The organism is Micrococcus sp. 63XJN7_6_ISO-PGPR-S23-444, from assembly GCF_058072765.1.
On the sequence record NZ_CM176516.1, the window covers coordinates 793,827 to 820,215 of the forward strand.

General features: G+C 73.4%; 27 protein-coding genes and 1 pseudogene. 22 read left to right on the plus strand and 6 right to left on the minus strand.

The window, feature by feature from the left end:
• The first annotated feature begins 2 nt into the window (after positions 1 to 2).
• The 16 genes from thrB (at position 3) to AC3RJ9_RS03735 (ending at position 15,549) form a co-directional block, all read left to right on the plus strand.
• Positions 3 to 956 carry a homoserine kinase gene (gene thrB / locus AC3RJ9_RS03660; protein ID WP_095346551.1) on the plus strand — a complete coding sequence of 318 codons (954 nt, stop codon included), beginning with the start codon at positions 3 to 5 and terminating at the stop codon, positions 954 to 956.
• A 320-nt stretch (positions 957 to 1,276) separates the two neighbouring features.
• Positions 1,277 to 3,346, plus strand: a complete 2,070-nt coding sequence (rho, locus tag AC3RJ9_RS03665; RefSeq protein WP_206495691.1) for a transcription termination factor Rho — start codon at positions 1,277 to 1,279, stop codon at positions 3,344 to 3,346.
• Positions 3,347 to 3,461: 115 nt separating this feature from the next.
• A complete protein-coding gene (gene prfA / locus AC3RJ9_RS03670; RefSeq protein WP_036341356.1) occupies positions 3,462 to 4,571 on the plus strand; it encodes a peptide chain release factor 1 in 1,110 nt (369 codons plus the stop codon).
• Entirely contained in the window at positions 4,568 to 5,470 is a 903-nt protein-coding gene (gene prmC, locus AC3RJ9_RS03675) for a peptide chain release factor N(5)-glutamine methyltransferase (RefSeq protein ID WP_095346545.1), read from the plus strand. The genes prfA and prmC overlap by 4 nt, the downstream gene beginning before the upstream one ends.
• Positions 5,467 to 6,201 carry an L-threonylcarbamoyladenylate synthase gene (locus AC3RJ9_RS03680; protein ID WP_123244121.1) on the plus strand — a complete coding sequence of 245 codons (735 nt, stop codon included), beginning with the start codon at positions 5,467 to 5,469 and terminating at the stop codon, positions 6,199 to 6,201. The genes prmC and AC3RJ9_RS03680 overlap by 4 nt, the downstream gene beginning before the upstream one ends.
• Before the next feature lie 9 nt (positions 6,202 to 6,210).
• The gene (locus AC3RJ9_RS03685) at positions 6,211 to 7,350 is read left to right on the plus strand and encodes an MraY family glycosyltransferase (protein WP_123244122.1); all 1,140 of its coding nucleotides are present in this window, start codon (positions 6,211 to 6,213) and stop codon (positions 7,348 to 7,350) included.
• Positions 7,347 to 7,781 carry a hypothetical protein gene (locus AC3RJ9_RS03690; protein WP_036341344.1) on the plus strand — a complete coding sequence of 145 codons (435 nt, stop codon included), beginning with the start codon at positions 7,347 to 7,349 and terminating at the stop codon, positions 7,779 to 7,781. Before AC3RJ9_RS03685 ends, AC3RJ9_RS03690 begins: the two co-directional genes overlap by 4 nt.
• A gap of 231 nt (positions 7,782 to 8,012) precedes the next feature.
• Complete coding sequence (gene atpB, locus AC3RJ9_RS03695) at positions 8,013 to 8,813, plus strand: F0F1 ATP synthase subunit A (RefSeq protein ID WP_002857266.1); 801 nt, start codon at positions 8,013 to 8,015, stop codon at positions 8,811 to 8,813.
• A 150-nt stretch (positions 8,814 to 8,963) separates the two neighbouring features.
• Complete coding sequence (locus AC3RJ9_RS03700; RefSeq protein ID WP_002857264.1) at positions 8,964 to 9,179, plus strand: ATP synthase subunit C; 216 nt, start codon at positions 8,964 to 8,966, stop codon at positions 9,177 to 9,179.
• A gap of 84 nt (positions 9,180 to 9,263) precedes the next feature.
• Positions 9,264 to 9,818, plus strand: a complete 555-nt coding sequence (locus tag AC3RJ9_RS03705) for a F0F1 ATP synthase subunit B (protein ID WP_036313055.1) — start codon at positions 9,264 to 9,266, stop codon at positions 9,816 to 9,818.
• Positions 9,815 to 10,630, plus strand: coding sequence for a F0F1 ATP synthase subunit delta (locus tag AC3RJ9_RS03710; protein WP_036313053.1), 816 nt, complete (start codon positions 9,815 to 9,817; stop codon positions 10,628 to 10,630). The genes AC3RJ9_RS03705 and AC3RJ9_RS03710 overlap by 4 nt, the downstream gene beginning before the upstream one ends.
• A 90-nt stretch (positions 10,631 to 10,720) precedes the next feature.
• Positions 10,721 to 12,355 carry a F0F1 ATP synthase subunit alpha gene (gene atpA, locus AC3RJ9_RS03715; protein ID WP_036341407.1) on the plus strand — a complete coding sequence of 545 codons (1,635 nt, stop codon included), beginning with the start codon at positions 10,721 to 10,723 and terminating at the stop codon, positions 12,353 to 12,355.
• An 83-nt stretch (positions 12,356 to 12,438) separates the two neighbouring features.
• A complete protein-coding gene (locus AC3RJ9_RS03720) occupies positions 12,439 to 13,332 on the plus strand; it encodes a F0F1 ATP synthase subunit gamma (RefSeq protein WP_206495693.1) in 894 nt (297 codons plus the stop codon).
• A 53-nt stretch (positions 13,333 to 13,385) separates the two neighbouring features.
• Positions 13,386 to 14,843 (plus strand): F0F1 ATP synthase subunit beta, encoded by a 1,458-nt coding sequence (gene atpD, locus AC3RJ9_RS03725; RefSeq protein ID WP_073115742.1) that lies wholly within the window; start codon positions 13,386 to 13,388, stop codon positions 14,841 to 14,843.
• A 6-nt stretch (positions 14,844 to 14,849) separates the two neighbouring features.
• Positions 14,850 to 15,125 (plus strand): F0F1 ATP synthase subunit epsilon, encoded by a 276-nt coding sequence (locus AC3RJ9_RS03730; protein ID WP_036341335.1) that lies wholly within the window; start codon positions 14,850 to 14,852, stop codon positions 15,123 to 15,125.
• A 22-nt stretch (positions 15,126 to 15,147) separates the two neighbouring features.
• Positions 15,148 to 15,549, plus strand: a complete 402-nt coding sequence (locus tag AC3RJ9_RS03735) for a DUF2550 family protein (protein WP_127435319.1) — start codon at positions 15,148 to 15,150, stop codon at positions 15,547 to 15,549.
• A gap of 14 nt (positions 15,550 to 15,563) precedes the next feature.
• Here the strand turns inward: AC3RJ9_RS03735 and nucS are convergent, their stop codons facing one another.
• Positions 15,564 to 16,259, minus strand: a complete 696-nt coding sequence (gene nucS / locus AC3RJ9_RS03740) for an endonuclease NucS (protein ID WP_127435318.1) — start codon at positions 16,257 to 16,259, stop codon at positions 15,564 to 15,566.
• 52 nt (positions 16,260 to 16,311) lie between these two features.
• Here nucS and AC3RJ9_RS03745 point away from each other — a divergent pair, with 52 nt between their 5' ends.
• Positions 16,312 to 16,671 carry an Rv1322 family protein gene (locus tag AC3RJ9_RS03745; RefSeq protein ID WP_078026028.1) on the plus strand — a complete coding sequence of 120 codons (360 nt, stop codon included), beginning with the start codon at positions 16,312 to 16,314 and terminating at the stop codon, positions 16,669 to 16,671.
• 33 nt (positions 16,672 to 16,704) lie between these two features.
• On the opposite strand, the gene AC3RJ9_RS03750 is transcribed toward AC3RJ9_RS03745, so the two are convergent.
• A complete protein-coding gene (locus tag AC3RJ9_RS03750; protein ID WP_206495694.1) occupies positions 16,705 to 18,027 on the minus strand; it encodes an AI-2E family transporter in 1,323 nt (440 codons plus the stop codon).
• A 126-nt stretch (positions 18,028 to 18,153) separates the two neighbouring features.
• Here AC3RJ9_RS03750 and AC3RJ9_RS03755 point away from each other — a divergent pair, with 126 nt between their 5' ends.
• From AC3RJ9_RS03755 to AC3RJ9_RS03775, 5 genes are all read left to right on the plus strand, one after another.
• Positions 18,154 to 19,110, plus strand: coding sequence for a co-chaperone YbbN (locus AC3RJ9_RS03755; RefSeq protein ID WP_233569927.1), 957 nt, complete (start codon positions 18,154 to 18,156; stop codon positions 19,108 to 19,110).
• A 64-nt stretch (positions 19,111 to 19,174) separates the two neighbouring features.
• The gene (locus AC3RJ9_RS03760; RefSeq protein WP_123244126.1) at positions 19,175 to 19,999 is read left to right on the plus strand and encodes an ABC transporter ATP-binding protein; all 825 of its coding nucleotides are present in this window, start codon (positions 19,175 to 19,177) and stop codon (positions 19,997 to 19,999) included.
• A complete protein-coding gene (locus AC3RJ9_RS03765; protein ID WP_170747944.1) occupies positions 19,990 to 21,591 on the plus strand; it encodes a Tat (twin-arginine translocation) pathway signal sequence in 1,602 nt (533 codons plus the stop codon). The genes AC3RJ9_RS03760 and AC3RJ9_RS03765 overlap by 10 nt, the downstream gene beginning before the upstream one ends.
• 23 nt (positions 21,592 to 21,614) lie before the next feature.
• Positions 21,615 to 21,959, plus strand: a complete 345-nt coding sequence (locus AC3RJ9_RS03770) for a DUF3039 domain-containing protein (protein WP_010079007.1) — start codon at positions 21,615 to 21,617, stop codon at positions 21,957 to 21,959.
• Complete coding sequence (locus tag AC3RJ9_RS03775) at positions 21,952 to 23,772, plus strand: DEAD/DEAH box helicase (RefSeq protein WP_158184539.1); 1,821 nt, start codon at positions 21,952 to 21,954, stop codon at positions 23,770 to 23,772. The genes AC3RJ9_RS03770 and AC3RJ9_RS03775 overlap by 8 nt, the downstream gene beginning before the upstream one ends.
• Positions 23,773 to 23,825: 53 nt before the next feature.
• Here AC3RJ9_RS03775 and AC3RJ9_RS03780 read toward each other — a convergent pair whose 3' ends face one another.
• The 4 genes and pseudogenes from AC3RJ9_RS03780 to AC3RJ9_RS03795 all read right to left on the minus strand — a co-directional run bounded on the left by AC3RJ9_RS03780 (position 23,826) and on the right by AC3RJ9_RS03795 (position 26,387).
• Positions 23,826 to 23,951, minus strand: coding sequence for a hypothetical protein (locus AC3RJ9_RS03780; protein WP_370450160.1), 126 nt, complete (start codon positions 23,949 to 23,951; stop codon positions 23,826 to 23,828).
• 83 nt (positions 23,952 to 24,034) lie between these two features.
• A pseudogene (locus tag AC3RJ9_RS03785) lies at positions 24,035 to 24,286 on the minus strand (GNAT family N-acetyltransferase); the annotation flags it as partial.
• 61 nt (positions 24,287 to 24,347) lie between these two features.
• A complete protein-coding gene (locus tag AC3RJ9_RS03790) occupies positions 24,348 to 25,031 on the minus strand; it encodes an isochorismatase family protein (RefSeq protein ID WP_152743265.1) in 684 nt (227 codons plus the stop codon).
• Positions 25,032 to 25,034: 3 nt separating this feature from the next.
• Positions 25,035 to 26,387, minus strand: coding sequence for a nicotinate phosphoribosyltransferase (locus tag AC3RJ9_RS03795; protein ID WP_036341309.1), 1,353 nt, complete (start codon positions 26,385 to 26,387; stop codon positions 25,035 to 25,037).
• Positions 26,388 to 26,389: the final 2 nt, after the last annotated feature.

A 26,389-nucleotide genomic window follows, 5' to 3' on the forward strand; every position in this document is an offset into this window, starting at 1 on the left:
CCATGGCCGCACCGCAGCCGCTGGCGCCCGGGACCGCCGCGTCCGTCTCCGTCCCCGCCACGTCCGCCAACCTCGGCCCCGGCTTCGACTCGATGGGCCTGGCCCTGGAGCTGCGCGACGAGGTGACGCTCACGGTCGTGGCGGGTCCCGACGTCGCGGAGGTCGAGGGGGAGGGGGAGGCCACCCTGCCGCGGGACGGGGCGCACCTGATCCTGCGCCTGGCGCGCGAGCACCTGCGGGACCGCGGGTTCACCGCGCCGGGGCTGCACCTGCGCGCCGTGAACCGGATCCCGCACGCCCGCGGGCTCGGCTCGTCCGCGGCCGCCGTCGTCGCGGCCTACGCCGCGGCCGAGGCCCTGCTGCCGGCCGCGCTGCGCCGGGCGCCCGCGGACCTGCTCGAGGCGGCCACCCGCTTCGAGGGGCACCCGGACAACGTCGCCCCCGCGCTCGTGGGCGGGGCCACCGTCTCCTGGACCCGTGACGACGTCCCCGGCCCGGCCACGGCGCGGCTGCGGCTGCACGAGCGCGTGGTGCCGGTGGTCGCGATCCCGGACACCGAGCTGTCCACCCACGTCGCCCGGGGCGTGCTGCCCGCCGAGGTGCCCCACGCCGTGGCGGCGGCCCAGGCCGGCCGTGCCGCGCTGCTCGTCCACGCGCTGGCGGAGGACCCCGCGCTGCTGCTGGCCGCCACGCGGGACTGGCTGCACCAGGAGCCGCGCGCCGTGACCATGCCGGCCAGCGCCGCACTGGTCGCGGGGCTGCGCGAGCGCGGCCATGCCGCTGTCGTCTCCGGCGCAGGTCCCACGGTGCTCGCGCTGTGCGACGGCGTCCAGGCGGCCGAGCACGCCGCGGAGGCGGCGCGTGCTCTGACGGCGGACGGGGCGGCCTCCTGGCGCGTGCTGGTGCCGTGCGTGGCCGTGGACGGTGTTAGGGTGGAATCACTCCACCACGGCTGACCCCACCGCCTCGCGCGGCCCGGGTCTCCGGTGCCCGGGCCAGTGACGGCCGGACGCACCGTGCGCCGTCGGCCGGAACCCCGCCGCGATCCATCCCGTGCTGCGCACGGCCGGCGTGCGGGACCCCTTCCGGCTCGGTCGAGTCCGGACGCCTCCGCCCCGTCACGCAGCGACTGCGCACGATCAGGGGAGGCGCCACTGCTGAGTTCACACCATGAAACCCGGTTTTCTGGGGCGCCGCTGCGCGGCCCGACCGGATGCACACCGCAGCCCGACGCGCCACGCGCCGCCGGGCCGCATTCGAGGGAGAAGGAACCTTCGTGACCGAATCCACGGAACAGACCACGCCGACGAACGGCGGTGGCCTGGCCTCGCTCAAGCTCGCCCAGCTCCAGGCCCTGGCCTCCCAGCTCGGCATCGCCGGCGGCTCGCGCATGCGCAAGGCCGACCTGGTGACCGCGATCTCCGACCACCAGCGCGGCGGCTCCGTGGCGGACCGCGACGCCGCCGAGCGCGCGGCCCAGACCACCGCGGCCCCCGCCGCCGAGGCCGCCCCGGCGGCCGCGTCCTCAGAGGACGCCGCCCCGGCCGCCGAGCGCCCGGCCCGCCGCCGCTCGCGCCGCGCCGATGCCGACACCTCGGCTCCGGCCGCCGCCCAGGACGGGCAGCCCCAGGCCGAGGCCCGCGAGGACCAGACGGAGCAGGCCCCCCGGGAGACCGCCTCGGACCAGGATCGGTCCGAGGGGTCCGAGACCCGCGACGAGGGCGAGGGCCGCCCGCAGTCCGAGCGCCGCTCCCGCGGCCGCCGCGCCGGCGACGACGACGCCCAGCAGGGTCAGGACCGTCGCTCCGACGGCGCCCGGGGCGAGGACGGCGCGGACCGCCGCGGCGACAGGGAGGACCGTGACGACAACGGGCGCGAGAACGGCCGCGGCCGCAACGGCCGCAACGGGCGTGACCGTGAGAACGGCCGTGACCGCGAGAACGGCCGCGAGAACAATCGGGACCGTGAGAACGGCCGTGACGGCTCGCGCGAGCAGCGCGGCGACAAGTCCGAGGACGGCGGCCGGGGCGACGGCGGACGCGGGGACCGCAGCCGCCGCGACGACCGCGACGACGAGGGCGGCCGCAACCGTCGCAACCGCCGCAACCGCAACGAGCGCGGCCGCAACCGCCGTGGCCGCGGCGGCCCCGAGGTCGACGAGACCGAGCTGACCGAGGATGACGTCCTGCAGCCCGTGGCCGGCATTCTCGACGTGCTGGACAACTACGCGTTCGTCCGCACCTCCGGCTACCTGCCGGGCCCGAACGACGTCTACGTCTCCCTGGCCATGGTGAAGAAGTACGGTCTGCGCAAGGGCGACGCCGTCGTCGGCGCGATCCGCGCCTCGCGCGACGGAGAGAAGCAGCAGCACCACGGCGGCGGCTCCAACCGCCAGAAGTTCAACGCCCTGGTGAAGATCTCCTCGGTCAACGGCCAGCCCGCCGTCGAGCACCCGCAGCGCGTGGAGTTCGGCAAGCTCGTGCCGCTGTACCCGCAGGAGCGCCTGCGCCTGGAGACCGATCCCAAGCTGATCGGCCCCCGCGTGATCGACCTGGTCAGCCCCATCGGCAAGGGCCAGCGCGGCCTCATCGTCTCCCCGCCCAAGGCCGGCAAGACGATGATCCTGCAGTCGATCGCCAACGCGATCAAGACGAACAACCCCGAGGTCCACCTCATGATGGTGCTCGTGGACGAGCGCCCCGAGGAGGTCACCGACATGCAGCGGTCGGTGGACGGCGAGGTCATCGCCTCCACGTTCGACCGCCCGGCGGACGACCACACCACCCTCGCCGAGCTGGCCATCGAGCGCGCCAAGCGCCTCGTGGAGATGGGCCGCGACGTCGTCGTGCTGCTCGACTCCATGACCCGCCTGGGCCGCGCCTACAACCTGGCCGCCCCGGCCTCGGGCCGCATCCTCTCCGGCGGTGTGGACTCCTCGGCTCTGTACCCGCCGAAGAAGTTCTTCGGCGCCGCCCGCAACATCGAGAACGGCGGCTCGCTGACCATCCTGGCCACCGCGCTGGTCGAGACCGGCTCGCGCATGGACGAGGTGATCTTCGAGGAGTTCAAGGGCACCGGCAACATGGAGCTGCGCCTGTCCCGCCACCTCGCTGAGCGCCGCATCTTCCCGGCGGTGGACGTCAACGCGTCCGGCACCCGCCGCGAGGAGGCCCTGCTCTCGCAGGAGGAGGTCAAGATCATGTGGAAGCTGCGCCGGGTGCTCTCCGGCCTCGAGCAGCAGCAGGCCCTCGACCTGCTCACCAACAAGATCAAGGACACCGCGTCCAACGCCGAGTTCCTCATGCTGGTCTCCAAGACCACGCTGGGGTCCAAGGGTGACGACTGACCGCCCCGTCGCACGGCCCCGTCCCGCCCGGGGGAGCTCGTCTCCGCCGGACGGGGCGGGGCCGTCCGCGTCGGACAGCCCGGCCCGCTGAGGCCGGAGGAGGAGAGGCACGCACGTGTTCGATTCGGAGCAGCGGCGCGAGGCCGTGGATCGGCTCCTGGCGGAGCATCGCGAGCTGACGGCGCGCCTGTCCGACCCGGCGGTGCACCAGGACCCGGCGCTCGCCCGGAGGCTGAACCGGCGGTTCGCCGAGCTCGGCGCCGTGGTGACGGCGCACCGCGCCTGGTCGGCGGCCGCGGAGGAGCTGGCCGACGCGCGGGAGCTGGCCGCGGCCGGCGACGACGACGCGGCGGCCTTCGCGGCCGAGGTGCCCGGTCTGGAGGCGGCCGAGGCCGAGGCCGCCGAACGGCTGCGCCGGCTGCTGATCCCGCGCGACCCCGACGACGCGCGTGACGTGATCCTCGAGATCAAGGGCGGCGAGGGCGGCGAGGAGGCGGCCCTGTTCGCCGGCGACCTGCTGCGCATGTACCTGCGCTACGCCGACTCCCGGGGCTGGAAGACGGAGGTCCTCTCCGCCACGCACTCCGACCTGGGCGGCTACAAGGACGTCCACGTGGCGGTGCGGGGGAGCGCGGCCGACCCGGCCGACGGCGTCTACGCCCGGCTCAAGTTCGAGGGCGGCGTGCACCGAGTGCAGCGCGTGCCCGTCACCGAGTCCCAGGGCCGCATCCACACCTCCGCCGCCGGCGTGCTCGTGCTGCCCGAGGTGGACGCCCCGGACGAGGTCCACCTCGATCCGAACGACCTCAAGGTGGACGTCTTCCGCTCCTCCGGGCCGGGCGGCCAGTCCGTCAACACGACCGACTCCGCGGTGCGCCTGACGCACCTGCCCACGGGGATCGTCGTCTCCATGCAGAACGAGAAGTCCCAGATCCAGAACCGCGAGGCCGCGCTGCGCGTGCTGCGGTCGCGGCTGCTCGAGCGGCAGCGGGCGGAGCAGGACGCCGAGGACTCCGCGGCGCGCGCCGCGCAGGTGCGCACCATGGACCGCTCGGAACGCATCCGCACCTACAACTTCCCGGAGAACCGGATCGCGGACCACCGCACCGGCTACAAGGCGCACAACCTCGACGCGGTCCTCGACGGCGACCTCGAGGCCGTGATCGCCTCCTGCCTCGCCCTCGACGAGCAGCGGCGGCTCGCCGCGCTGGGCGGGGACGCGTGAGCGCACCGGCCTGGTCCGCGCTGCTGCGCGACGCCGCCGCCCGCCTGACCGCGGCGGGCATCGACTCGCCGCGCGTGGACGCCGAGCTGCTGCTGGCCCACGTGCTCGGACTCGACCGCGGCGCGCTGCTGGCCCGGGTGTTCGCCGGGGCCGTGGCCGAGCCCGCGCAGGCGGCGGCGTTCGAGACGCTCATCGGGCGCCGCGCCGCCCGCGAGCCCGTCCAGCACCTGACCGGCGTCGCGCACTTCCACGGGCTCGACCTCGCGGTCGGCCCGGGCGTCTTCATCCCGCGGCCGGAGACCGAGCGGCTCGTGGAGACCGTCGTGGCCGACCTGGCCGCGCGGCCCGCGGCGGGCGTCGTGGTGGACCTGTGCACCGGCTCCGGCGCGATCGCCGCGGCCGTCGCGGCGTGGGGCGAGGCGCGGGGCCGCCCGCTCGCCGTCACCGCCGTCGAGCTCGACCCGACGGCGGCCGACTGGGCCCGGCGGAACCTCGCCCCGCGCGGGGTCGACCTGCGACAAGGTGATGCCCTTGTCGCATGCCCCGACCTCGAGGGCCGCGTGGACGTCGTCGTGAGCAACCCGCCCTATGTGCCCGAGGCCGAGGTGCCCGCCCAACCGGAGGCCCGACTGGACCCGGCGCGGGCGCTCTACGGCGGGGACACGCCCGGGCTGCGGATCCCGCGGGCCATCGCGCACCGGGCGGCGGGCCTGCTCGCCCCGGGCGGCCTGTTCGCCATGGAGCACCACGAGACGCAGGGCCCGGCCCTCTTGTCCGCCCTCGGTGCGGACCCCCGGTTCACGGGCGAACGAGTCCACCAGGACCTCACCGGACGGGACCGGTTCCTGACGGCGCGCCGGTCCGGCGAAGCCGCGGCGGGCGCGGAGGTGGAAGAATGACCGACGTGAGTGACTTCATCGACGTCTCGGATCCGGCCGCCCTCGAGGATGCCGTGGCCCGCGCCCGCGAGGTCCTCGCGGACCGCGGCTGCGTGGTCCTGCCCACGGACACCGTCTACGGCATCGGAGCGGACGCGTTCTCCCCGCTGGCCGTGGCCGTGCTGCTGGCCGCCAAGGGCCGTGGCCGCACCATGCCGCCGCCCGTGCTCATCGCGGACCGCCGCGTCATGGCGGGCCTCGCGTACGACGTGCCGGAGGAGGCCGAGGCCCTCGCCGAGCGCTTCTGGCCCGGCGCCCTCACGCTCATCCTCAAGTCCCAGCCCACGCTGACGTGGGACCTCGGCGAGACCCGCGGCACCGTCGCCCTGCGCGTGCCCGACGACGAGGTGGCCCGCGAGCTGCTCTACGCCGTCGGCCCCATGGCCGTCTCCAGCGCGAACCGCACCGGCATGGACGCCGCCACCACCGCCGACGCCGCCCGCTCGATGCTGGGGGAGTCCGTGGCCCTCTACCTCGACGCCGGCCCCCGCGAGAGCCGGGATCCCTCGACGATCGTGGACTGCACCGTCACCCCGTTCCGCGTGGCCCGGCAGGGCTCCGTGCCCCTGGAGGAGCTGCGCGCGGTGGTGCCGGACCTGCTCGCCGAGGGCGAGGAGCCGCCGGTCGCCGCCGAGCGGATCGCGGCCGCCGACGACGCCGCCGCGGCGCGTCCCGCCGACCGGGAGGCCTGACCGGCCGCCATGCGCGCGTATCTCGTCCTGGTCATGGTCACGGCCGTCGCCTGCGGGTCCCTGACGCCCCTCATGCGCCGGCTCGGGCTGCGCGCGCGCGTGTTCACCCCGCTGCGCCAGCGGGACGTGCACCGGCACCCCGTGCCGAAGCTGGGCGGCGTGGCCATGGCCGCGGCCGTGCTGGTGGGATTCGCCGTCGGGGGAGTCGTGCCGTTCCTCCAGGGGATCTACGCGGACGACGCCGCGATGCGCGGGCTCCTGGTTGCCGTCGCCGTCGTGCTCGTCGTGGGCATCGCCGACGACATGTGGGACCTGCGCTGGTGGGTGAAGATGGCCGGCCAGGTGCTGGCCGGACTCGCGGTGGCCCTGGGCGGGATCCGCATCGAGGCGATGCCGGTGGGCTGGATCCCGGTGGGGAACGAGACCACGCAGGTCATCCTCACGGTGTTCGCCGTGGTGCTGACGATGAACGCGATCAACTTCGTGGACGGTCTGGACGGCCTGGCGGCGGGCGTCGCGCTGATCGGCGGCTCGGCCTTCTTCGTCTACTCGTATCTGCTGACGCGGACCATCAACCAGTTCGACTACGCCAACCTCGCCACCCTGCTCATGGCCCTGCTCGTCGGCGCGTGCGTGGGCTTCCTGCCGTGGAACCTGTCCCCGGCCCGCATCTTCATGGGCGAGGTGGGGGCCATGCTCATCGGCCTGCTGATGGCGGCGGCCGCGGTCGCCGTGACCGCCGACGTGAACGCCCTGGACGGGATGCGCTTCCGCAACGTCCCCGCCTACATGCCCATCCTGCTGCCCGTCGCCGTCCTCGCCCTGCCGCTCGCGGACCTGGCCCTGGCCGTGCTGCGCCGGACGGCCAAGGGCACCAGCCCCTTCTCGGCGGACCGCGGGCACCTGCACCACAAGCTCGTGGACGGCGGCTACACCCAGGCGCAGGCCGTCGCGCTGCTCTGGCTCTGGGCGTTCCTCGTGGCCTGGGGCGCGGTGTCCCTGAACTTCGTGGACCCCATGATCGTCCTGCCCGTGCTCGCCGTGGCCCTGGCCGGAGCCGGCTACCTCACCCTGCATCCGATCGTGGAGCGCCGTCGCGCGGACCGGCACGACGCCGCGGCCCACCCGGACGAGCGGGGGGACGCGTGACCGGGGCGGGCGGTCGCCGACGCCGGCGCCGCTGGGAGAACCGCCGCGGCTGGTGGGGGATCCTCGGGTGGTCCCTGGCCGCGGCGGGGGCTGCCCTGGCGATCACGTGCGCCGCGTGGCTGCTCTCCGCCGGCGGGGAGGCGGCCGGCAGCGCCCTGCTGGGCGGCGGCGCGGTGCTCGCGCTCTCTGCGCTCACCGGGGCGACGACGGCACTCGTGTGGGACCGGGCGCGCGAGGCGGCGCTGCCGGTCAGCGTGGGGCTGTTCGTGCTCAAGATCGCGGTGTTCGCGGTGCTGCTGGGGGTCCTGCCCCGCCCCGGCTGGGTCCGGGCGGACGCGGCGGCGATCGCCGCCCTCGTGACGATCCTCGTCTGGCAGGCCGCGGAGGTCCTCGTCTTCGCGCGGACCCGCCGCGGGATCTACGCCGACTGACCCGCCCGAGGGGCGAAGACACCGAGCCGGGGGCCATGCGATGGGCCCCGTCTGCGGTACGGAGCACGGGTCACCGTTTGGTATCGTTGGCGGCGAACACTTCGACGGCGCCCACCTGCCGCCATCCGTGTCTCGCATCGCACCGGTACCCCCGCAATGTCGCGGCGCCCGCCTGTGGTCCGGGGACGAGGCTGCGGTCCCGTCGACTGCATCACTTCGGAGAGGAACCGCGTGCTGACCCTCGTGCTGGCCAACGCATCATTCGTGCCCCCCACCATCTCTGATGGTCACCTCCCGGAGATCTTCCCCTGGGGTGCGGAGTACGGCACCGGCTTCGGCAAGCAGATGCTGCTCGTCCTGCTCTCCGTAGTGCTCATCACCGCCTTCTTCGCGTGGGCTATGCGCCGTCCCCGGCTCGTGCCCGGCAAGGCCCAGTGGCTCGCCGAGTCCGGCTACTCCTTCGTCCGGAACGACATCGCGAAGGACATCCTGGGCGAGAAGAACTTCAAGCAGTGGGTCCCGCTGCTCTTCGCCATCTTCTTCTTCGTGCTGCTGAACAACCTGTTCGGCGCCATCCCGGTGCTGCAGCTGCCGACCTTCTCCCACGCGGGCGCCGCCTACGGCCTGGCCCTCATCGTCTACGCGATCTGGATCGGCGTCGGCATCAAGCGCCACGGCGTGCGCTACCTGAAGCTGGCCGTCGTGCCCTCGGGTGTGCCCGGCTGGATCCTGCCGCTGCTCGTGCCGCTGGAGATCATCTCCAACTTCATCGTGCGCCCGCTGACCCACTCCCTGCGTCTGATGGCCACCATGCTCTCTGGCCACATGATCGTGATGCTCGCCGGCGCCGGTGCCGCCTACCTGATCACGCAGACCGGCAGCCTGGCCCTGCAGGGCACCGGCATCCTGGTCATCCTCGGCTCGGTGGCCCTGTACTTCCTCGAGCTGCTGATCATGTACCTGCAGGCCTTCGTCTTCACGCTGCTGACCGCGATCTACATCCAGGGCGCGATCGACGCGAACGACCACTGATCTTCCGGGGCCGCCTCGGGCACGACCCAGGCGGCCGCGGTACGGCGGGAGAGCCCGCCACCAGTCTTCCCGGCCCTCCGCAGGAGGACCACCCGGGAGGCCGACCCTCCACAACCCGGCCGGACACCTCGGCCTCGTGAAAGGAACACCATGGAACTGCACGGTTCGCTCAACATGATCGGCTACGGCCTCGCCGCCATCGGCTCCGCCATCGGCGTGGGCCTGATCTTCGCCGCCTACATCAACGGCGTCGCCCGTCAGCCGGAGGCCCAGCGCATCCTGCAGCCGATCGCCCTCCTGGGCTTCGCGCTCGCCGAGGCCCTCGCCATCCTGGGCCTCGTCTTCGCCTTCGTCATCGGCGCCTGACGCGCCGCGTCCACGGAGCGCCCGCACGGTGAGACCGTCGGTGCTCCATCTCCATAGGACTCTTGACCGAAGGATGGTTGAAACATGATCAGCAACGGACTGATCCTCGCGGCAGCTGAGGGGGCCAACCCCCTGATCCCCAACCCGTGGGAGATCCTCGTCGTCGTGGTGGGCTTCGCCCTGCTCATGTTCATCGTCATCAAGTTCATCGTCCCGACCCTCGAGAAGTCCTACCAGGACCGTGTCGAGGCGATCGAGGGCGGTCTGGCCAAGGCTGAGAAGGCCCAGGCCGAGGCGAACGCGATGATGGCGGACTACGAGTCGCAGCTGGCGGACGCCCGCACCGAGGCGAACCGCATCCGCGAGGATGCCCGCACCGAGGCCGCCGAGATCGTGGCCGAGGCGCGCGAGCGCGCGACCGCCGAGGCGAGGCGCATCTCCGAGCAGGCGCAGGCGCAGATCGCCGCCGAGCGCCAGCAGGCCGCCGCGCAGCTCAAGGGCGAGGTCGGCTCGCTGGCCACGACCCTGGCCGGCAAGATCGTGGGCGAGTCCCTCGAGGACGACGCCCGCTCGCAGCGCGTGGTCGACCGCTTCCTGGCTGACCTGGACCGTCACCAGAGCGCAGGTGTCGCCGAATGATGACGGGCGCATCGAGGGACTCTCTGGCCGCCTCCCTGGAGGCCGTCGGTCCGGTGCTGGACGAGGGCGGCGTGGCCCTGGCACGCGAGCTGTTCGGCGCGCTGGACGTGGTGGACGAGCACGGCGCCCTGCGCCGCGCCCTGACCGACCCCGCCTGGACCACCGAGCGCCGTCACGGCCTCGTCGACTCGCTGTTCGGCGCCCGGGTGACCCCCGGTGCACTGCAGGTCCTCAAGGACCTGGCCGGCCGCCGCTGGTCCGCGGAGCGCGATCTCGGGGACGCCCTCGAGACGGTGGCCGTGCACGCGGCCGCCGCGGAGGCCGCACGCGGCGGACACGCGGGCCTGGCCGCCCTCTTGGGCGAGCTGCTGGCCTTCAACCGCACGGTGGAGGACTCGCACGAGCTGCAGCGGGCGCTCACCGATCAGCACGCACCCCTCGAGGCGCGGGCCGCTCTGGCCGGTCGTCTCCTGGGCGAGTCGGCCAGCCCGGCCGGCCGACTGCTGGTCGAGCGCGCCGTCTCGGCCCCGCGCGGCCTGAAGCCGTCCGCCGCTATCCGCAAGGCCGCGGACGTCGTCGCCGAGCGGCAGCGCCAGTGGATCGCCGAGGTGACCGTGGCCCGGCCGCTCGAGGCCGAGCAGCAGGAGCGGCTGGCCCTGGGCCTGCGCCGCGCCTTCGGCCGCGATCTCGTCATGGACGTGACGGTGGACCCCCACGTGGTGGGCGGCGTCCGCGTCCAGGTCGGCGACGACGTCGTCGACGGGTCCATGGCCTCGCGCCTCCACGACCTCCAGCGGCGGATGGCCGGCTGACGCCGGCCCCCGCCCGCATCCGGAACACCCACGAACGTAAGCATCATCGTCACGTCGATGATCACCAAGCACAGAGAGCAGGGACTGCAGATGGCCGAATTGACCATCAACGCTGACGATGTCCGCAATGCCTTGAACGAATTCGCGGCATCGTACGAACCGTCGGGCACCGATCGCACCGAGGTCGGCCGTGTCATCTCCGCGGCGGACGGCATCGCTCGTGTGGAGGGTCTGCCCTCCGTCATGGCGAACGAGCTGCTGCGCTTCGAGAACGGCATCCAGGGCCTGGCCCAAAACCTCGACACCCGCGAGATCGGTGTCGTCGTCCTCGGCGAGTTCCAGGAGATCCGCGAGGGCATGGAGGTGCAGCGCACCGGCGAGATCCTCTCCGTCCCGGTGGGCGATGCCTTCCTGGGCCGCGTGGTGGACCCGCTGGGCCAGCCCATCGACGACCTGGGCCCGATCGAGGCCGAGGGCCGCCGCGCCCTCGAGCTGCAGGCGCCGACCGTGACCGAGCGCAAGTCGGTCCACGAGCCGCTGCAGACCGGCATGAAGGCCATCGACGCCATGATCCCGATCGGCCGTGGCCAGCGTCAGCTGATCATCGGTGACCGCCAGACCGGCAAGACCGCCATCGCCGTGGACACGATCCTCAACCAGAAGGCCAACTGGGAGTCGGGCGACGTCGAGAAGCAGGTCCGCTGCGTCTACGTGGCCGTGGGCCAGAAGGCCTCCACCATCGCCGGCGTCCGCGCCACGCTGGAGGAGCACGGCGCCCTGGAGTACACCACGATCGTGGCCTCCCCGGCGTCCGACCCGGCCGGCTTCAAGTACCTCGCCCCCTACGCCGGCTCGGCCATCGGCCAGCACTGGATGTACGGCGGCAAGCACGTGCTGATCATCTTCGACGACCTGTCGAAGCAGGCCGAGGCCTACCGCGCCGTCTCCCTGCTGCTGCGCCGCCCGCCGGGCCGCGAGGCCTACCCGGGCGACGTCTTCTACCTGCACTCCCGGCTCCTCGAGCGCTGCGCCAAGCTCTCGGACGAGATGGGCGCGGGCTCGATGACCGGCCTGCCGATCATCGAGACCAAGGCGAACGACGTCTCGGCCTACATCCCGACCAACGTCATCTCCATCACCGACGGCCAGATCTTCCTGCAGTCGGACCTGTTCAACGCCAACCAGCGTCCCGCCGTGGACGTGGGCATCTCGGTGTCCCGCGTGGGCGGCGCCGCCCAGGTCAAGGCCATGAAGAAGGTCTCCGGCACGCTGAAGCTGGACCTGGCGCAGTACCGCGACCAGCAGGCGTTCTCCATGTTCGCCTCGGACCTGGACCCGGCCACCCGCCGCCAGCTCGCCCGCGGTGAGCGCCTCATGGAGCTGCTCAAGCAGCCCCAGTACTCGCCCTACCCGGTCGAGGAGCAGGTCGTGTCCATCTGGGCCGGCTCCAAGGGCCACCTCGACGAGGTGCCGGTGCAGGACGTGCTGCGCTTCGAGCGCGAGTTCATCGACCACCTGCGTCGCCACACCTCCGTCCTGACCGACATCGCCTCCACCGGCAAGCTCGAGGACGGCACCGTGTCCGCGCTCGAGTCGGCCGTCGCCGAGTTCTCGAAGGGCTTCCAGTCCTCCGAGGAGGGCGGCGTGCGGGCCGGTCACGAGGAGCATCGCGCGATCGAGCAGGACCAGGTCGCGCAGGAGCAGATCACCAAGCAGAAGCGCTGACCGCCGGTCGGTGAGGGAGCGGTCCGGCGTCGGGCCCCACGGGGACGACGCCGGGCTGCCCTCCCGCCAGGGAAAGGACCACCATGGGAGCCCAGATCCGGGTCTACCGTCAGAAGATCGCGTCGACGTCGTCGATGAAGAAGATCTTCAAGGCGATGGAGCTGATCGCCACGTCTCGCATCACCAAGGCACGTGAGCGCGTCAGCGCGTCGCTGCCGTATGCGAACGCGATCACCCGCGCCGTCTCGGCCGTGTCGAGCCAGCACGACATCGATCATGTCCTCACCACGGAGCCCGAGAATCCGACCCGGGCGGCCGTGCTCATCATGTCCTCGGACCGCGGCCTCGCCGGCGCGTACTCCGCGAACGTGCTGCGCAAGGCCGAGCAGCTCCTCACCCGCCTCGGTGAGGAGGGCAAGGACGTGGACGTGTACGTCGTCGGCCGCAAGGCGCAGACGTACTTCGACTTCCGTGGCCGCGGCTACAAGCAGCTGTGGACCGGTCAGACGGACGCCCCCGTCGCCGAGCGCGCCGCCGAGATCGGCGAGGTGCTCGTGGACGCGTTCCTCACGGACACGGCCGACGGCGGCGTGGACGAGATCCACGTCGTGTTCACCGAGTTCGTCTCGCTCGTGAAGCAGAACCCCCACGTGGTGCGCCTGCTGCCCCTCGAGGTCGTCGACGAGGAGGCCGCCACCGCCGAGGACGTGCTGCCGCTCTACGAGTACGAGCCGGACGCGGAGGAGGTCCTCGACGCGCTGCTGCCCAAGTACATCGAGTCGCGCATCTTCAACGCGATGCTGCAGTCGGCGGCCTCGGAGCTCGCCAACCGTCAGCGCGCCATGAAGTCGGCGGGCGACAACGCCACGAGCCTCATCAAGGACTACACCCTCCTGATGAACAACGCCCGTCAGGCCGAGATCACCCAGGAGCTCACCGAGCTCATCGCGGGCGCGGACGCGCTCAACAACTCCTGAGCCCGTTCGGGACTCACCAGACTCGCCATCCACACACGATAGAAGTGAGAGAGATGACTGCCACCATCACTGACCAGGGCACCGGGACCCCCACCGGCGGTGCCACCGGACGCGTGTCCCGCGTCATCGGCCCCGTGATCGACGCCGAGTTCCCGGCCAACGCGATGCCGGAGATCTACAACGCGCTGACCACCGAGATCGACCTCAACGGCCAGCGCCGCACGGTCACCTTCGAGGTCGCCCAGCACCTCGGCGACAACATGGTCCGCGCCATCTCCCTGCAGTCCACCGACGGCCTGGTGCGCGGCACCGACGTCGTGGACACCGGCGCCCCCATCTCGGTGCCGGTCGGCGACGCCGTGAAGGGCCACATCTTCAACGTGCTCGGCGAGACCCTGGACATGCCGACCTCGCAGCTGCAGGCCGAGGACCGCTGGCCGATCCACCGCCCGGCCCCCAACTTCGCCTCCCTCGAGGGCTCCACCGAGATGCTGGAGACCGGCATCAAGGTCATCGACCTGCTGACCCCCTACATCAAGGGCGGCAAGATCGGCCTGTTCGGCGGCGCCGGCGTGGGCAAGACCGTGCTCATCCAGGAGATGATCACCCGTGTGGCCCGCAACTTCGGCGGCACCTCCGTGTTCGCCGGCGTCGGTGAGCGCACCCGTGAGGGCAACGACCTCTGGGTCGAGATGGACGAGGCGGACGTCCTGAAGGACACCGCCCTCGTGTTCGGCCAGATGGACGAGCCGCCGGGCACGCGTCTGCGCGTGGCCCTGTCCGCGCTGACCATGGCGGAGTACTTCCGCGATGTGCAGAACCAGGACGTGCTGCTGTTCATCGACAACATCTTCCGCTTCTCGCAGGCCGGCTCCGAGGTCTCCACGCTGCTGGGCCGCATGCCCTCCGCCGTGGGCTACCAGCCGAACCTGGCGGACGAGATGGGCGTGCTCCAGGAGCGCATCACCTCGACCCGCGGCCACTCCATCACCTCGATGCAGGCCGTGTACGTCCCCGCGGACGACTACACCGACCCGGCCCCGGCCAACGTGTTCGCGCACCTGGACGCGACCACCAACCTGACCCGTGACCTCGCGTCCCGTGGCCTGTACCCGGCCGTGGACCCGCTGGCCTCGACCTCGCGCATTCTCGACCCGCAGTACGTGGGCCAGGAGCACTACGACGTGGCCATCCGCGTGAAGCAGATCCTGCAGAAGAACAAGGAGCTGCAGGACATCATCGCGATCCTCGGCGTGGACGAGCTCTCCGAGGAGGACAAGATCACCGTGGGCCGCGCCCGCAAGATCGAGCAGTTCCTCTCGCAGAACACCTACACCGCCAAGCAGTTCACCGGCGTCGAGGGCTCCACCGTGCCGGTCAAGGACACCGTCGAGGGCTTCAAGGCCATCGCCGACGGCGACCTGGACCACGTCGCGGAGCAGGCCTTCTACAACGTGGGCGGCCTGGACGACGTCGAGCGCGAGTGGGCCAAGATCCAGGCCGAGGGCTGATCGATCATGGCTGAGCTCAACGTCGAGATCGTCTCCGAGGAGCGGTCCATCTGGTCGGGCGCCGCGTCGGCCGTGTCGGCGCGCACCGTCAACGGTGAGATCGGCATCCTCCCGGGCCACACCCCGATGCTCGCCGTCCTCGGCGACGGCGAGGTCGTGGTGCGCACCACGGACGGCGGCACCGTCACTGCGCAGGCCCATGGCGGCTTCTTCTCCGTGGACCACGACCGTGTCGTGATCGCCGCGACGTCCGCCCGGCTGGGCGACGCCGCCGCGGTCTGACGCGGCGCGGCAGGACCTGACGGTGCAGGGCCCGGTGCTCATCGCCTCGGCGACCGTGGCGGCAGTGATCGTGCTGTCGGCACTCGCCCTGGTGATGCGGCGCCGGGCCCTCGCCCGTGTCACGGCCGCCTTCCCGGCGGTCCTGGAGCGGGAGGGTCTGGGGCGTGAGCGTGTGATCGGCGTGTACGACGAGTCCCGTCTGCGCCTCACCGGGCGCTGGCGCCTCTCGCGGGAGCGCTGGAGCGCGGATCGGAGCCGCCTGCAGATCGACCGTCTCCCGGCGGACGAGGCCGGCCGGACCGTCCTGGAGCTGAGCGCCGGCGCACGTCCGGTGCGCGTCGTCGTCGACCCCGACGACGCCGGCGCCCTGCGCGCCTGGAGCGAGGCGGGGCCGTCCGCGGCGTCGTCCTTCTGGCGCCGCTGAGCCCGCACGGCGCCTCAGAACAGGCGGGACTCGGCGTCGTCCACGCCGCGCATCGCGTCGTAGTCGAGGGTGACGCAGCGGATGCCGCGGTCCTCGGCGAGGGTGCGGGCCTGGGGCTTGATCTGCTGGGCCGCGAACACACCGCGCACGGGCGCCAGGAGCGGGTCCCGGTTCATCAGCTCGAGGTAGCGGGTGAGCTGCTCGACCCCGTCGATGTCCCCGCGGCGCTTGAGCTCGACCGCCACGGTGCCGCCGTCGGCGTCGCGGGCCAGGATGTCCACGGGGCCGATCGCCGTCATGTACTCGCGGCGCACGAGGGTGTGGCCGTCGCCGAGCAGGCTGATCTGCTCGGCCAGCAGACGCTGCAGATCCGCCTCCACGCCGTCCTTGACGAGGCCGGGATCCACGCCGAGCTCGTAGGAGTCGTCCGCCACGACCTCCTCGATGAGCACGATGAGCCGGTCGTCGGACTTCTTGGCCTGCACGCGCCAGACCTGCGTCACTCCCTGGTCGGCCTGGTCGGGGGAGGGCTCCTCCACGTGCAGGGTCGCGGGCGGCGACATCCAGTTGAGGGGCTTGTAGGAGCCGCCGTCGGAGTGCACCAGCACCGAGCCGTCCGCCTTCACCATGAGCAGGCGGGTGGCGGTGGGCAGGTGGGCGTTCAGGCGGCCCTCATAGGTCACGGAGCAGCGGGCAATGACGAGTCGCACCGGTCCATCCTAGGCGGACCGCGCCCACCGGCTCGTGTGCCAGCATGGGGGCATGCCCCGTTCGAACCGCCCCCGCCGCTCGTCCGCGCCTCGGCGCAGCGAGCGCGGGGCCTCCGGCGCCTCCCGGCGGTCCCGGCCGTCGCCGGGGCGGTCCGACCCGCTCCAGGAGCTCCTCGGCCTGGACGCGGGCTATTCGCGCCAGTCCGGGTCCGACGGCGGCTGGCACGTCCGGCAGATCCCCGCGTGGCGCGCGGTGAAGGACTACACGTGCCCCGGCTGCGGCCGGGTGATCCGGCAGGGCCAGGCGCACCTCGTGGCCTGGCGCGCCGACTGGATCATGGGGGACGAGGACGCGGGAGAGGACCGGCGGCACTGGCACCCGGTGTGCTGGCGCACCCGCCCGAGCCGCTGACCGCGACGGTCCGGGCCGCGCCGCCGTCGTGGGCTAGCGGGCGTCCTGGCGGGGGATGAAGACCTCGCGGACCAGAAGCGCCAGCGCGGCGGCGAGCGGGATCGCCATGAGGGCGCCGAGGACGCCCAGCAGCGCGCCACCGGCGATCACGGCGATCACGGCCACGGCCGCCGGCACGGACACCGCGCGTGCCATGACACGCGGCGAGATGACGTAGGCCTCGATCTGCAGGTAGACGAAGTAGATGGCCGCGAACACGGCGGCGGTCTGCCACGAGATCAGCAGGCTCACGAGGGTCAGCAGCGTGCCGCCGATCGCGGCGCCCACCAGCGGGATGAACGCCATGAAGGCGGCGATCGCGGCGAGCAGGACGGCGAAGGGGGCACCGGCGATGGCCAGCGCCGTGAACGCCACCGCACCGTTGAGGGCGGCCACGAAGGACTGGCCCATCACGTAGTGGCCGACCGAGGAGGTGATCTGCTCGGACAGCGCCTCGATGCGCGGCCGGCGCGAGCGCGGTGCGAGCCGGTAGGCCCAGTACTTCATGTGCGGCAGGGAGGAGAGGAAGTACAGCGTCAGCACGACCACCACGAGCACCGAGAAGACGGCGTTCAGCACGGTCTGGCCGAGGCCGAGGAGCCCGCCGAACAGGTCGGTGATGGCGACGCCGTCGGCGGCGAGGCGCTCGGTCTGGGCACGGACGGCCTCCTGGAGGTGGAACTCCTCGTCGAGCTGCACGAACCATTCGGCCCGCATCACCCCGTCGATGATGGCCGGCAGGTCCTGGACCAGCTGCGTGGACTGCTCGATCACCGTGGGGACCAGGAGGGCGACGAACGCCCCGGCCACGGCGGCCAGGCCGAGGGCGGCCGTGAGCACGCCGACCCAGCGGGGCGCGCCCCAGGACTCGACCCGGCGCACCAGCGGGTCCAGGCCCAGGGCGATGAACAGGGCCGCGGCGATCCACACGATCAGCTGCCCGTTCGTGCGCAGCACCGAGACGATCCCGATGGCCAGGGTCACGCCCACCGCGAGCAGGAAGCCGGTCAGAACGGGGGACTCGAGGGCCACGGCCGCGACCGCAGGATCCTCGGCGCCGTCGGCGGGGTCCGGCCCGGGGTCTACCCGGTCCTCCTCGAGGAAGGGCCGGCGCCGCCGCAGGACGGAGCCCAGGCGGAGCCGTTGACGGCGCCCGGCGGGCGTCGGCCCGTGCGGCGGCGGCGCGGCGGCCGCCCCGACCGGTTCCACGGGGATGCCGCCCACGGGCTGCTGCTCGGCGCCCTCGGGCTCGGCCGGGGCACGGACGTCGGCGACGCTGGGGGCGTCCGGACCGGACGCGGGTTCCTTCTCCTCCACGCGCTCAGCGTACGACAGCGCCCCGGTCCTGACCGCGCCGCGCCCGGGAGGCTACCGTGGTGCCCAGCGACAACGCCCCTCGCCCCGACGACGGGGCGGACCCGGACCGGAAGGATCGTGACCGACGTGACCGCCCAGCCCCCCTCCGACGCCCCGTCCCACCTGCGCGGCGCCGTCGACCTGTCCTCGCTCGGCACCCCGGCCTCGGCCGGGCGCACTGCGCCGGGGGCCGACGCCGGCGCCGGCGGTGGCTCGTGGGTCATCGCGGACGCCGACCAGGGTCTGCTGCAGCAGCTGGTCCAGCTCTCCGCCCAGGTGCCGGTGCTGCTGCACCTGCATGTGCCCGGGGACGCGGCGAGCGAGGCGCTGTACCGGCAGTTCGCGGACGCGGTCGACGCGCAGGCGGGACGGCTCGTACTCGCGCGTCTGGACGTGGCGAAGGAGCCCGCCGTGCTGCAGGCGCTGGGCCTGGGGGCCGGCCCCGCGGTCATGGCCGTGGTGGCGGGGCAGCCGGTGCCGCTGGTCAATCAGGAGGTCCCGGAGGAGACGCTGCGCCAGCTCATGGGGGAGATCCTCGAGGTGGCCCGTCAGAACGGCGTCGCCGGCACCGTGCCCGCGGTCGCCCCGGCGCGCCAGGACGCCGACGCCGCGGCCGCGGAGGCCCCGCCCGTGCCGCCGCTGCACCGGGCCGCCCATGAGGCCCTCGCCGCCGACGACCTGCCCGGGGCCGTCTCGGCGTGGGAGGCGGCGCTGGCCGACAGCCCCGCGGACGCCGTGGCCCAGCAGGGCCTGTCCGCGGCCCGCCTCATGCTGCGCACCCGCGACGCCGACGCCGCGGCGGTGCGCGCGGCCGCCGCGGACGGCCCGGACGACGTCGCCGCCCAGCTCGCCGTCGCCGACCTGGACGTGCTCGGCGGCCACGTGGAGGACGCCTTCGACCGGCTCGTGCGGTTCATCGCCCTCCACCCCGGCGACGACCGTGAGACGGCGCGCGCCCACCTCGTGGACCTCTACACCGTGGTGGGCACGGACGACCCCCGCGTGCAGGCCTCGCGGCGCCGGCTGGCCGCAGCGTTGTTCTGAGGGACCCACGGTTCATCCCTGAGGAGGACGCCGTGACCGCCTGACAGTGGGTAACGTCCCAGGCATGACTCCGCATGCGTCCGAGCCTGCCCCCACCCACCTCGCCGCCGCCACCCGTCGGCGCGCGGTGGACGCCCCCGATCCGGACCTTGCCCTCGTCACGCGCGGGCTGACCCAACGGTTCGGGGACAAGCTGGCGCTGGACGCGCTGGATCTGGACGTCCCGGCCGGGTCGTTCTTCGGGGTGGTCGGGCCGAACGGTGCGGGCAAGACCACGGCCCTGTCGATGGCCACCGGGCTGCTGCGCCCGGACCACGGCCGCGCCTGGATCCACGGCGTCGACGTGTGGGAGCAGCCCCTCGAGGCCAAGCGACGGGTCGGCGTGCTCGCCGACGGCGTGCGCACCTTCGACCGCCTCACGGGCGCGCAGCTCGTGACCTACGCCGGGCTGCTGCATGGCCTCGACGCGGACACCGTGGCCGAGCGGACCGCGGACCTGCTGCGGGTGATGGACCTGGAGGACGCCGGCCGCAAGCTCGTGGCCGACTACTCCGCCGGCATGACCAAGAAGGTGTCCCTGGCGGCCGCCATGGTCCACGCCCCGGACCTGCTCGTCCTGGACGAGCCGTTCGAGGCCGTGGACCCGGTCTCCGCCGCGAACATCCGGGACATCCTGCACTCGTACGTGGAGCGGGGCGGCACCGTGATCGTCTCGAGCCACGTGATGGACCTCGTCCAGCGCATGTGCACCCACGTCGCCGTGATCGCGGCCGGGACGCTGCGGGCCGCCGGCACGCTCGAGGAGGTCCGGGACGGGCACGACCTCGAGGACCGCTTCGTGGACCTCGTCGGCGGCCGCCACGGCTCGGAGGGGCTGGCATGGCTCTGACGCTCGTCCGACTGCGCTGGACGCTGACCCTGAACCAGTGGCGGCGGTCCCCGTTCACCCTGGTGATGAGCGTGCTCGGCGCGCTGTACGTGCTCGGCATGGCCGCCGTGGCGGTGACGCTGCTCGTCACGGGCCTGCCCGCCCTGCCGGACGAGGCCCGCGGCGCCACGACCGTGCTGGCCGCCGCCGTCGTGGTGCTCGCCTGGCTCGTCATCCCGCCGTTCGTCACGGGCGTGGACGCCACCCTCGACCCGCACAGCTTCGTGCTCTTCCCCGTCCCGGCCCGCACCCTCATCGCCGGGCTGGTCCTGAGCGCCTTCACGACGCCGGTCGGGCTCGCCACGCTGGCCGTGCTGGTGGGCCTGGGGGCCAGCTGGTGGGACCGGCCGGCCGCGCTGGCGGCAGGCCTGGCCGGGGGCGCGCTGACCGCGGTGACCGCCGTGGCGATCGGCTCCGGCCTCGCCGGCCTCCTGGCCGCCTACGCGAGCCGGCGTCGGGTGCGGGACGTCGTCTCCGTCCTGCTGTTCATCCCGCTCATGCTCGGCGGCGTCGCCCTCTCGCAGGCCATCGCATCGTTCGAGGACTTCCTGGCGATCGCGCCCCAGGTCGCCCGCGGCGCGGCGTGGACCCCGTTCGGGGCGGGCCCCGCCGCGGCGTGGGCGGCCGCCGAGGGCCGCGGCGCCGCCGTCGCGCTCCACCTCGCGGTGGCGGCGGCCTGGTGCCTGGCCGCCCTGGCCCTGTGGCACCTGGCCGTGCGCCGCACCGTGGAGCCGGTGGCCGTGGGCGGCGGTCGGTCCCGCCGCGTCGCCGCGGGAGCGGACCCGATGCCGCTGCGCTGGCTGGGCCGACGGGCCACGGGCCCGCGCACCGCGATCGCGGCCCGCGCCCAGCGCTACTGGCTGACCGACCCGCGGTACGCGGCCGGGCTCATCATCATCCCCCTCATGGCTGTCCTGCTGTGGTTCACCGGGGGCATGGCCGCGGAGGGGGGTCCCGGACTGGGCCTGCTGCTGGTCCTCGGGCCGATCACCGCCTGGTCCCTGGCCTACTCGATCTCCGCGGACATCGCCTACGACCACACGGCGTTCCACCTGCACGTCGTCTCGGGCGTGCGGGGCGTGGACGACCGCTGGGGCCGCGTCCTGGGCCTGGCGGGCTGGGGCGTGCCGATGATCCTCCTCGTGACGACGGCGACGGTGGCGGCGGCGGGGGACTGGTCCCTCCTGGCGCCGATGCTGGGCCTGGCCCTTGGCCTGTTCGGGACGACCGCCGGGCTGTCCGCACTCGTCTCCGCCCGTTTCGTGTACCCCGTGCCGAAGCCGGGAGACAGCCCGTTCAAGACGCCGCAGGGCGCGGCCATGCGCACGATGCTCGTCCAGGGCGCCTCGCTGCTGGTGAGCCTCGCGCTCGCGGTGCCGTTCCTGGCGCCCTTCGTCGTCTGGCTCGTCACCGGGGCCGCCGTGTGGGGCTGGGTGACGGTGGCCCTCGGGTTCGCGTGGGGCGCCGTCGCGCTGTGGCTGGGTGTGCGCCTGGGGGCGCGCTGGTACGACCGCGCGCAGGCCGAGACCTACCAGGCCGTGGCCGCCTTCTGAGGGGCGCGGCTAGACTGGCCCGCATGAGTGTGACCGGCGAACCCGACCTGAACGACCCCTTCGCGCCCGCCGGCGGCGGCACGTCCGTCCTCGAGCGTGAGGAGCTGCGCCAGGAGATCGAGCCGGGCGACCACGAGCGCTTCGCCCACTACGTCCGCAAGGAGAAGATCACGGAGTCCGCCGTCACCGGCGCCCCCGTGATCGCCCTGTGCGGCAAGGTGTGGGTGCCGGGCCGGGACCCGAACAAGTTCCCCGTGTGCCCCACGTGCAAGGAGATCTACGAGGGCCTGCGCGAGCCGCAGGACGGCGGCGACGGCGACGGCGGCGGCAAGCGCGGTGGCTGGTTCGGAGGCCGCGGCCGTGGCTGACGGCCGCTCCCTGACGAGCGGCACCCTGGACGGCAGCGTCCAGCACGACCTGTTCCACATCGGCGAGGACCTTCCCCCCGCCATGCCCGAGCGCGCGGCGTGGGGGACGGCCCCCAAGCTGCGCCAGTGGCAGCAGGAGGCGCTGGAGCGCTACCTCCAGACCGCCCCGCAGGACTTCCTGACGGTCGCGACCCCCGGCGCGGGCAAGACCACGTTCGCGCTGCGCGTGGCCAAGATCCTCCTGGACTCCGGCGTGGTGCAGCGGCTGACCGTCGTCGCGCCCACGGACCACCTCAAGCGCCAGTGGGCGGACAACGCCGCGCGCGTGGGCATCGCCATCGACCCGAACTTCAAGAACGCCGACGGGCGGCACGGCGCCGAGTACCGCGGGGTGGCGCTGACGTACGCCCAGGTGGCGAACAAGCCCGTCCTGCACCGCAACCGCACCGAGGCCGCCAAGACGCTGGTGATCCTGGACGAGATCCACCACGGCGGCGACGCCCTGAGCTGGGGCGAGGGCATCCGCGAGGCGTTCGAGCCGGCCACGCGGCGTCTGTCCCTGACCGGCACCCCGTTCCGCTCGGACACCGCCTCCATCCCCTTCGTCCGCTACGAACTCGGTGCGGACGGCATCGAGCGGTCGAAGGCGGACTACACGTACGGCTACGGCCCGGCGCTGCGGGACCACGTGGTGCGCCCGGTGATCTTCATGGCCTACTCCGGGCAGATGCGCTGGAAGACCTCCACCGGTGAGGTCATGGAGGCTCAGCTCGGCGAGGCCGCCACGAAGGACATCACCGCCTCCGCCTGGCGCACCGCGCTGGACCCGGCGGGCGAGTGGATCCCGTCCGTGCTGCGCGCGGCCGACCGGCGGCTCAGCGAGGTGCGCCGCAACGTGCCCGACGCCGGCGGCCTCGTGATCGCCACGGACCACCAGGACGCGCACGCGTACGCCGCACAGATCGAGGCGCTGACCGGCCAGCGGCCGGCCGTGATCCTCTCGGACGACAAGGGCGCCTCGGACCGCATCGAGGAGTTCGCCGCGTCGGACGAGCGGTGGATGGTGGCGGTGCGCATGGTGTCCGAGGGCGTGGACGTGCCCCGCCTGTGCGTGGGCGTGTACGCCACGTCCACGTCCACGCCCCTGTTCTTCGCCCAGGCCGTGGGCCGCTTCGTGCGCTCCCGGCGGCGTGGGGAGACCGCCTCGGTGTTCCTGCCGTCCGTGCCCGCGCTCATGCTGCTGGCCAACGAGATGGAGCTCGAGCGGGACCACGCGCTGGACCGCAAGGAGGGCGCCGTCGACGTCGAGGACCTCGAGGACGCCCCCGAGGAGGACCTGATCGCGGAGGCCAACCGGGCCGAGAGCGGCTCGGACGCGCTGACGCGGGAGAAGTTCGAGGCCCTCGAGTCCCGGGCCAGCTTCGACAAGGTGCTCTTCGACGGCGGCGAGTTCGGCCTCGGCGGCGCGGTCGGCTCGGAGGAGGAGCAGGACTTCCTCGGCATCCCGGGCCTGCTGGACGCCGAGCAGGTCTCCGCCCTGCTGCGGCAGCGGCAGGCCGAGCAGATCCAGCGCCGGCCGCGTGCGCAGGCGGCCGAGCCCGCCGACGTCGTGGACCACCGGCGGATGAAGGAGCTGCGCTCCGAGCTGTCCAAGACGGTGTCCGCCTGGGCGGCCCGTTCCGGCCAGCCGCACGGGGTGATCCACAACCGCCTGCGGGAGATCTCCGGCGGCCCCGCCGTGGCCCAGGCCTCCCGCGAGCAGCTGGAGAAGCGGCTGAGCACCCTGCGCGGGTGGTTCGTCGGCCGGGCCTGAGGTCCGTCGGGCGCGGCGGGCGCCGGCGGGCCGTGCCGACCTGAGCGCCGGGTTCAGCCGTCCCGGGACTGGACGCGCACGAAGGCGCGCAGCTCGTCGCCCTCCACGTCACGGGACTCGCGGAAGCCATGGGTCTCGTAGAAGGCGCGCTGGCGCTCCTCGGTGTCCGTGAGCAGCACGTGCTGACGGACATGGCCGTACCGGCGAAGACGTGGCGCAGCAGCTCGGAGGCGATGCCGCGGCGCTGGTGCACCGGATGCACGAGGATGTCCTGCAGGTAGGCGATGGTGTGTCCGTCGGAGACCACGCGGGCCAGGCCGACCAGACGGCCGCCGTCGAAGGCGGTCACCACGGTGGCCGAACCCTGCAGCCCGCCCATGAGCGTGTCCATGTCCGCCGTGGAGGCGGACCAGCCCACGGCGTCGTAGAGGGCGCGGACGTCGTCGGCGGCCGGGATCGCTCCGGAGAGGTAGCGGATGCCGTCCCGGTCAGCGGCGATGGGGGAGTCGGTCATGGCTGCTCTCCTCGTCTGCGTCGGGCACCGGCTCCGGCACGCCCGCCGGGGCCGAACCCGCTCACGAGGTCGCCAGGATGGCCCCGGCGGCCTCCATCTCGTGGAGCGCGGCCTGGGCGGCCGCCTCGTCGACGCCGGCCACCAGGTCGGTCAGCACCGTGACCTCGTAGCCGGTGTCGAGGGCGTCGAGCACGGTGGCGCGCACGCAGTGATCGGTGGCGATGCCCACCACGGTGATGGCGTCCACGCCCTGCTCGCGGAGCCACTCGTCGAGGCCGGGGGCACCGGCCTCGATGGCGGCCGCGGCCACGGCGGTGGCCCCGTACGGGCCGACGGTCCCGGAGGGGCGCTCGCCCGCGGCCCCGGTCGGGACGGCGTCGGGCTCGCCGAGGGCGCCGTCGAAGCCGGAGTAGGCGTCCGTGTGCAGGCCCTTGAGGAACTCGGCGTCGAGGTGCTCGGCGTCCAGGTCGGGATGCAGCTCGGCGCCGGCGGTGCCGGCCACACAGTGCACCGGCCAGGTGGTGCGGAAATCCGGCTCGGCGCCGGTGGCCGCGGCGAAGTGCGTGCCCGGGTCGACGTGCCAGTCGCGCGTGGCGGCCACGGCCGCGTAGGCGTCCGCGTGCTCGGCCAGGTGCTCGCTGACCCCGGCCGCGACGGCGGCGCCGCCGGTCACGCCGAGGGCGCCGCCCTCGCAGAAGTCGTTCTGCACGTCCACGATCACCAGGGCGCGGTTCAGGTTCTCCATGGGTCAGTCCTCCAGGAAGATGGTCGGGATGGCGGGGTCGCCCGGCTGCAGGCGGCCCACCGAGGCGGGCAGCTCGCGCAGGGAGGCGGCGTGCCGCTCGGCGGCGCGGGTGACGGCCTCGGGGCCGGTCCAGCCCTCGGCCAGCTCGCCGGTGTGCACGAAACGGTGCAGCAGGGGACGGTCGTCGGCGTCGGGCGCGGCGCTGCGGTTGACGCCGATCACCTCGGCGGTGGCCCGGCCCCGCGGGTCGCGGCGGCGCGCGGCCTCCTTGCGGCCGCCCCGGCTGGCCTTGCCGGAACTGGCCTTGGCCACGTCCACCCACGTGCCGTCGTCGTCCTGGCGGGCCACGAGCTTGTAGACCATGGAGGCGGTGGGCGCGCCGGACCCGGTGACCAGGCGCGTGCCCACGCCGTACGAGCTGACGGGGGCGGAGCGCAGGGCGGCGATCGCGTACTCGTCCAGGTCCGAGGTGACCATGATCCCGGTCTCGGTGTTGCCCAGCTCGTCGAGCAGCTCGCGCACGCGGTGGGCCTGGATCACGAGGTCGCCGGAGTCGACCCGGACGTTCCGCAGGGCCGGGCCGGCCACCTCGACCGCGGTGCGCACGCCCTGCTCCACGTCATACGTGTCCACGAGGAGGGTGGTGTCCGCCCCGAGCGCGGCGACCTGGGCCTCGAAGGCGGCGCGCTCCGAGTCGTGCAGCAGGGTGAAGGAGTGGGCGGCGGTGCCGACGGTCGGGATGCCGTACCGGCGGCCCGCCTCGAGGTTCGAGGTGGCGGTGAAGCCCGCGATGGCCGCGGCGCGGGCGGCGGCCACGGCGGACTCCTCGTGCGTGCGGCGCGAGCCCATCTCGGCGCACGGGCGGCCGTCCGCGACGGCCGTCATGCGGGAGGCGGCGGAGGCCACGGCGGAGTCGTAGTTGTAGATGGAGAGCAGGTAGGTCTCCAGGATGCACGCCTCGGCGAACGTCGACTCCACCTGCAGGAGGGGGGAGTGCGGGAAGTAGGCCTCGCCCTCGGCGTAGCCCACGATGTCGCCCGTGAACTCGTAGTCGGCGAGCCAGGCCAGCGTGGCGTCGTCGAGGGCGGTGGTGTCCGCGAGGAAGTCGAGCTCGGGCGTGTCGAACCGGAAGCGGGACAGGCCCTCCAGCGCGCGGCCCACGCCGGCCACCACGCCGTAGCGGCGGCCGCTGGGCAGGCGTCGGGTGAACAGCTCGAAGCGGGAGCGGCGGTGCGCGGTGCCGGCCTTCAGCGCGGCCTGGAGCATGGTCAGCTCGTAGTGGTCGGTCATCAGCGCCGTGGGGATCTGCCAGTCGTCGGCGGTCCGCGGGGCGCTGGGCACGGGGTTCTGGCTCACGC

Coding starts and splice junctions, on each gene's coding strand:
- AC3RJ9_RS03770 (WP_010079007.1), top strand. CDS start 21,615: ATGAGTGTGACCGGCGAACCCGACCTGAACGACCCCTTCGCGCCCGCC.
- AC3RJ9_RS03700 (WP_002857264.1), top strand. CDS start 8,964: ATGGAACTGCACGGTTCGCTCAACATGATCGGCTACGGCCTCGCCGCC.
- atpD (WP_073115742.1), top strand. CDS start 13,386: ATGACTGCCACCATCACTGACCAGGGCACCGGGACCCCCACCGGCGGT.
- AC3RJ9_RS03705 (WP_036313055.1), top strand. CDS start 9,264: ATGATCAGCAACGGACTGATCCTCGCGGCAGCTGAGGGGGCCAACCCC.
- AC3RJ9_RS03790 (WP_152743265.1), bottom strand. CDS start 25,031: ATGGAGAACCTGAACCGCGCCCTGGTGATCGTGGACGTGCAGAACGAC.
- atpA (WP_036341407.1), top strand. CDS start 10,721: ATGGCCGAATTGACCATCAACGCTGACGATGTCCGCAATGCCTTGAAC.
- AC3RJ9_RS03685 (WP_123244122.1), top strand. CDS start 6,211: ATGCGCGCGTATCTCGTCCTGGTCATGGTCACGGCCGTCGCCTGCGGG.
- AC3RJ9_RS03730 (WP_036341335.1), top strand. CDS start 14,850: ATGGCTGAGCTCAACGTCGAGATCGTCTCCGAGGAGCGGTCCATCTGG.
- AC3RJ9_RS03765 (WP_170747944.1), top strand. CDS start 19,990: ATGGCTCTGACGCTCGTCCGACTGCGCTGGACGCTGACCCTGAACCAG.
- AC3RJ9_RS03680 (WP_123244121.1), top strand. CDS start 5,467: ATGACCGACGTGAGTGACTTCATCGACGTCTCGGATCCGGCCGCCCTC.
- AC3RJ9_RS03745 (WP_078026028.1), top strand. CDS start 16,312: ATGCCCCGTTCGAACCGCCCCCGCCGCTCGTCCGCGCCTCGGCGCAGC.
- thrB (WP_095346551.1), top strand. CDS start 3: ATGGCCGCACCGCAGCCGCTGGCGCCCGGGACCGCCGCGTCCGTCTCC.
- AC3RJ9_RS03760 (WP_123244126.1), top strand. CDS start 19,175: ATGACTCCGCATGCGTCCGAGCCTGCCCCCACCCACCTCGCCGCCGCC.
- AC3RJ9_RS03720 (WP_206495693.1), top strand. CDS start 12,439: ATGGGAGCCCAGATCCGGGTCTACCGTCAGAAGATCGCGTCGACGTCG.
- AC3RJ9_RS03710 (WP_036313053.1), top strand. CDS start 9,815: ATGATGACGGGCGCATCGAGGGACTCTCTGGCCGCCTCCCTGGAGGCC.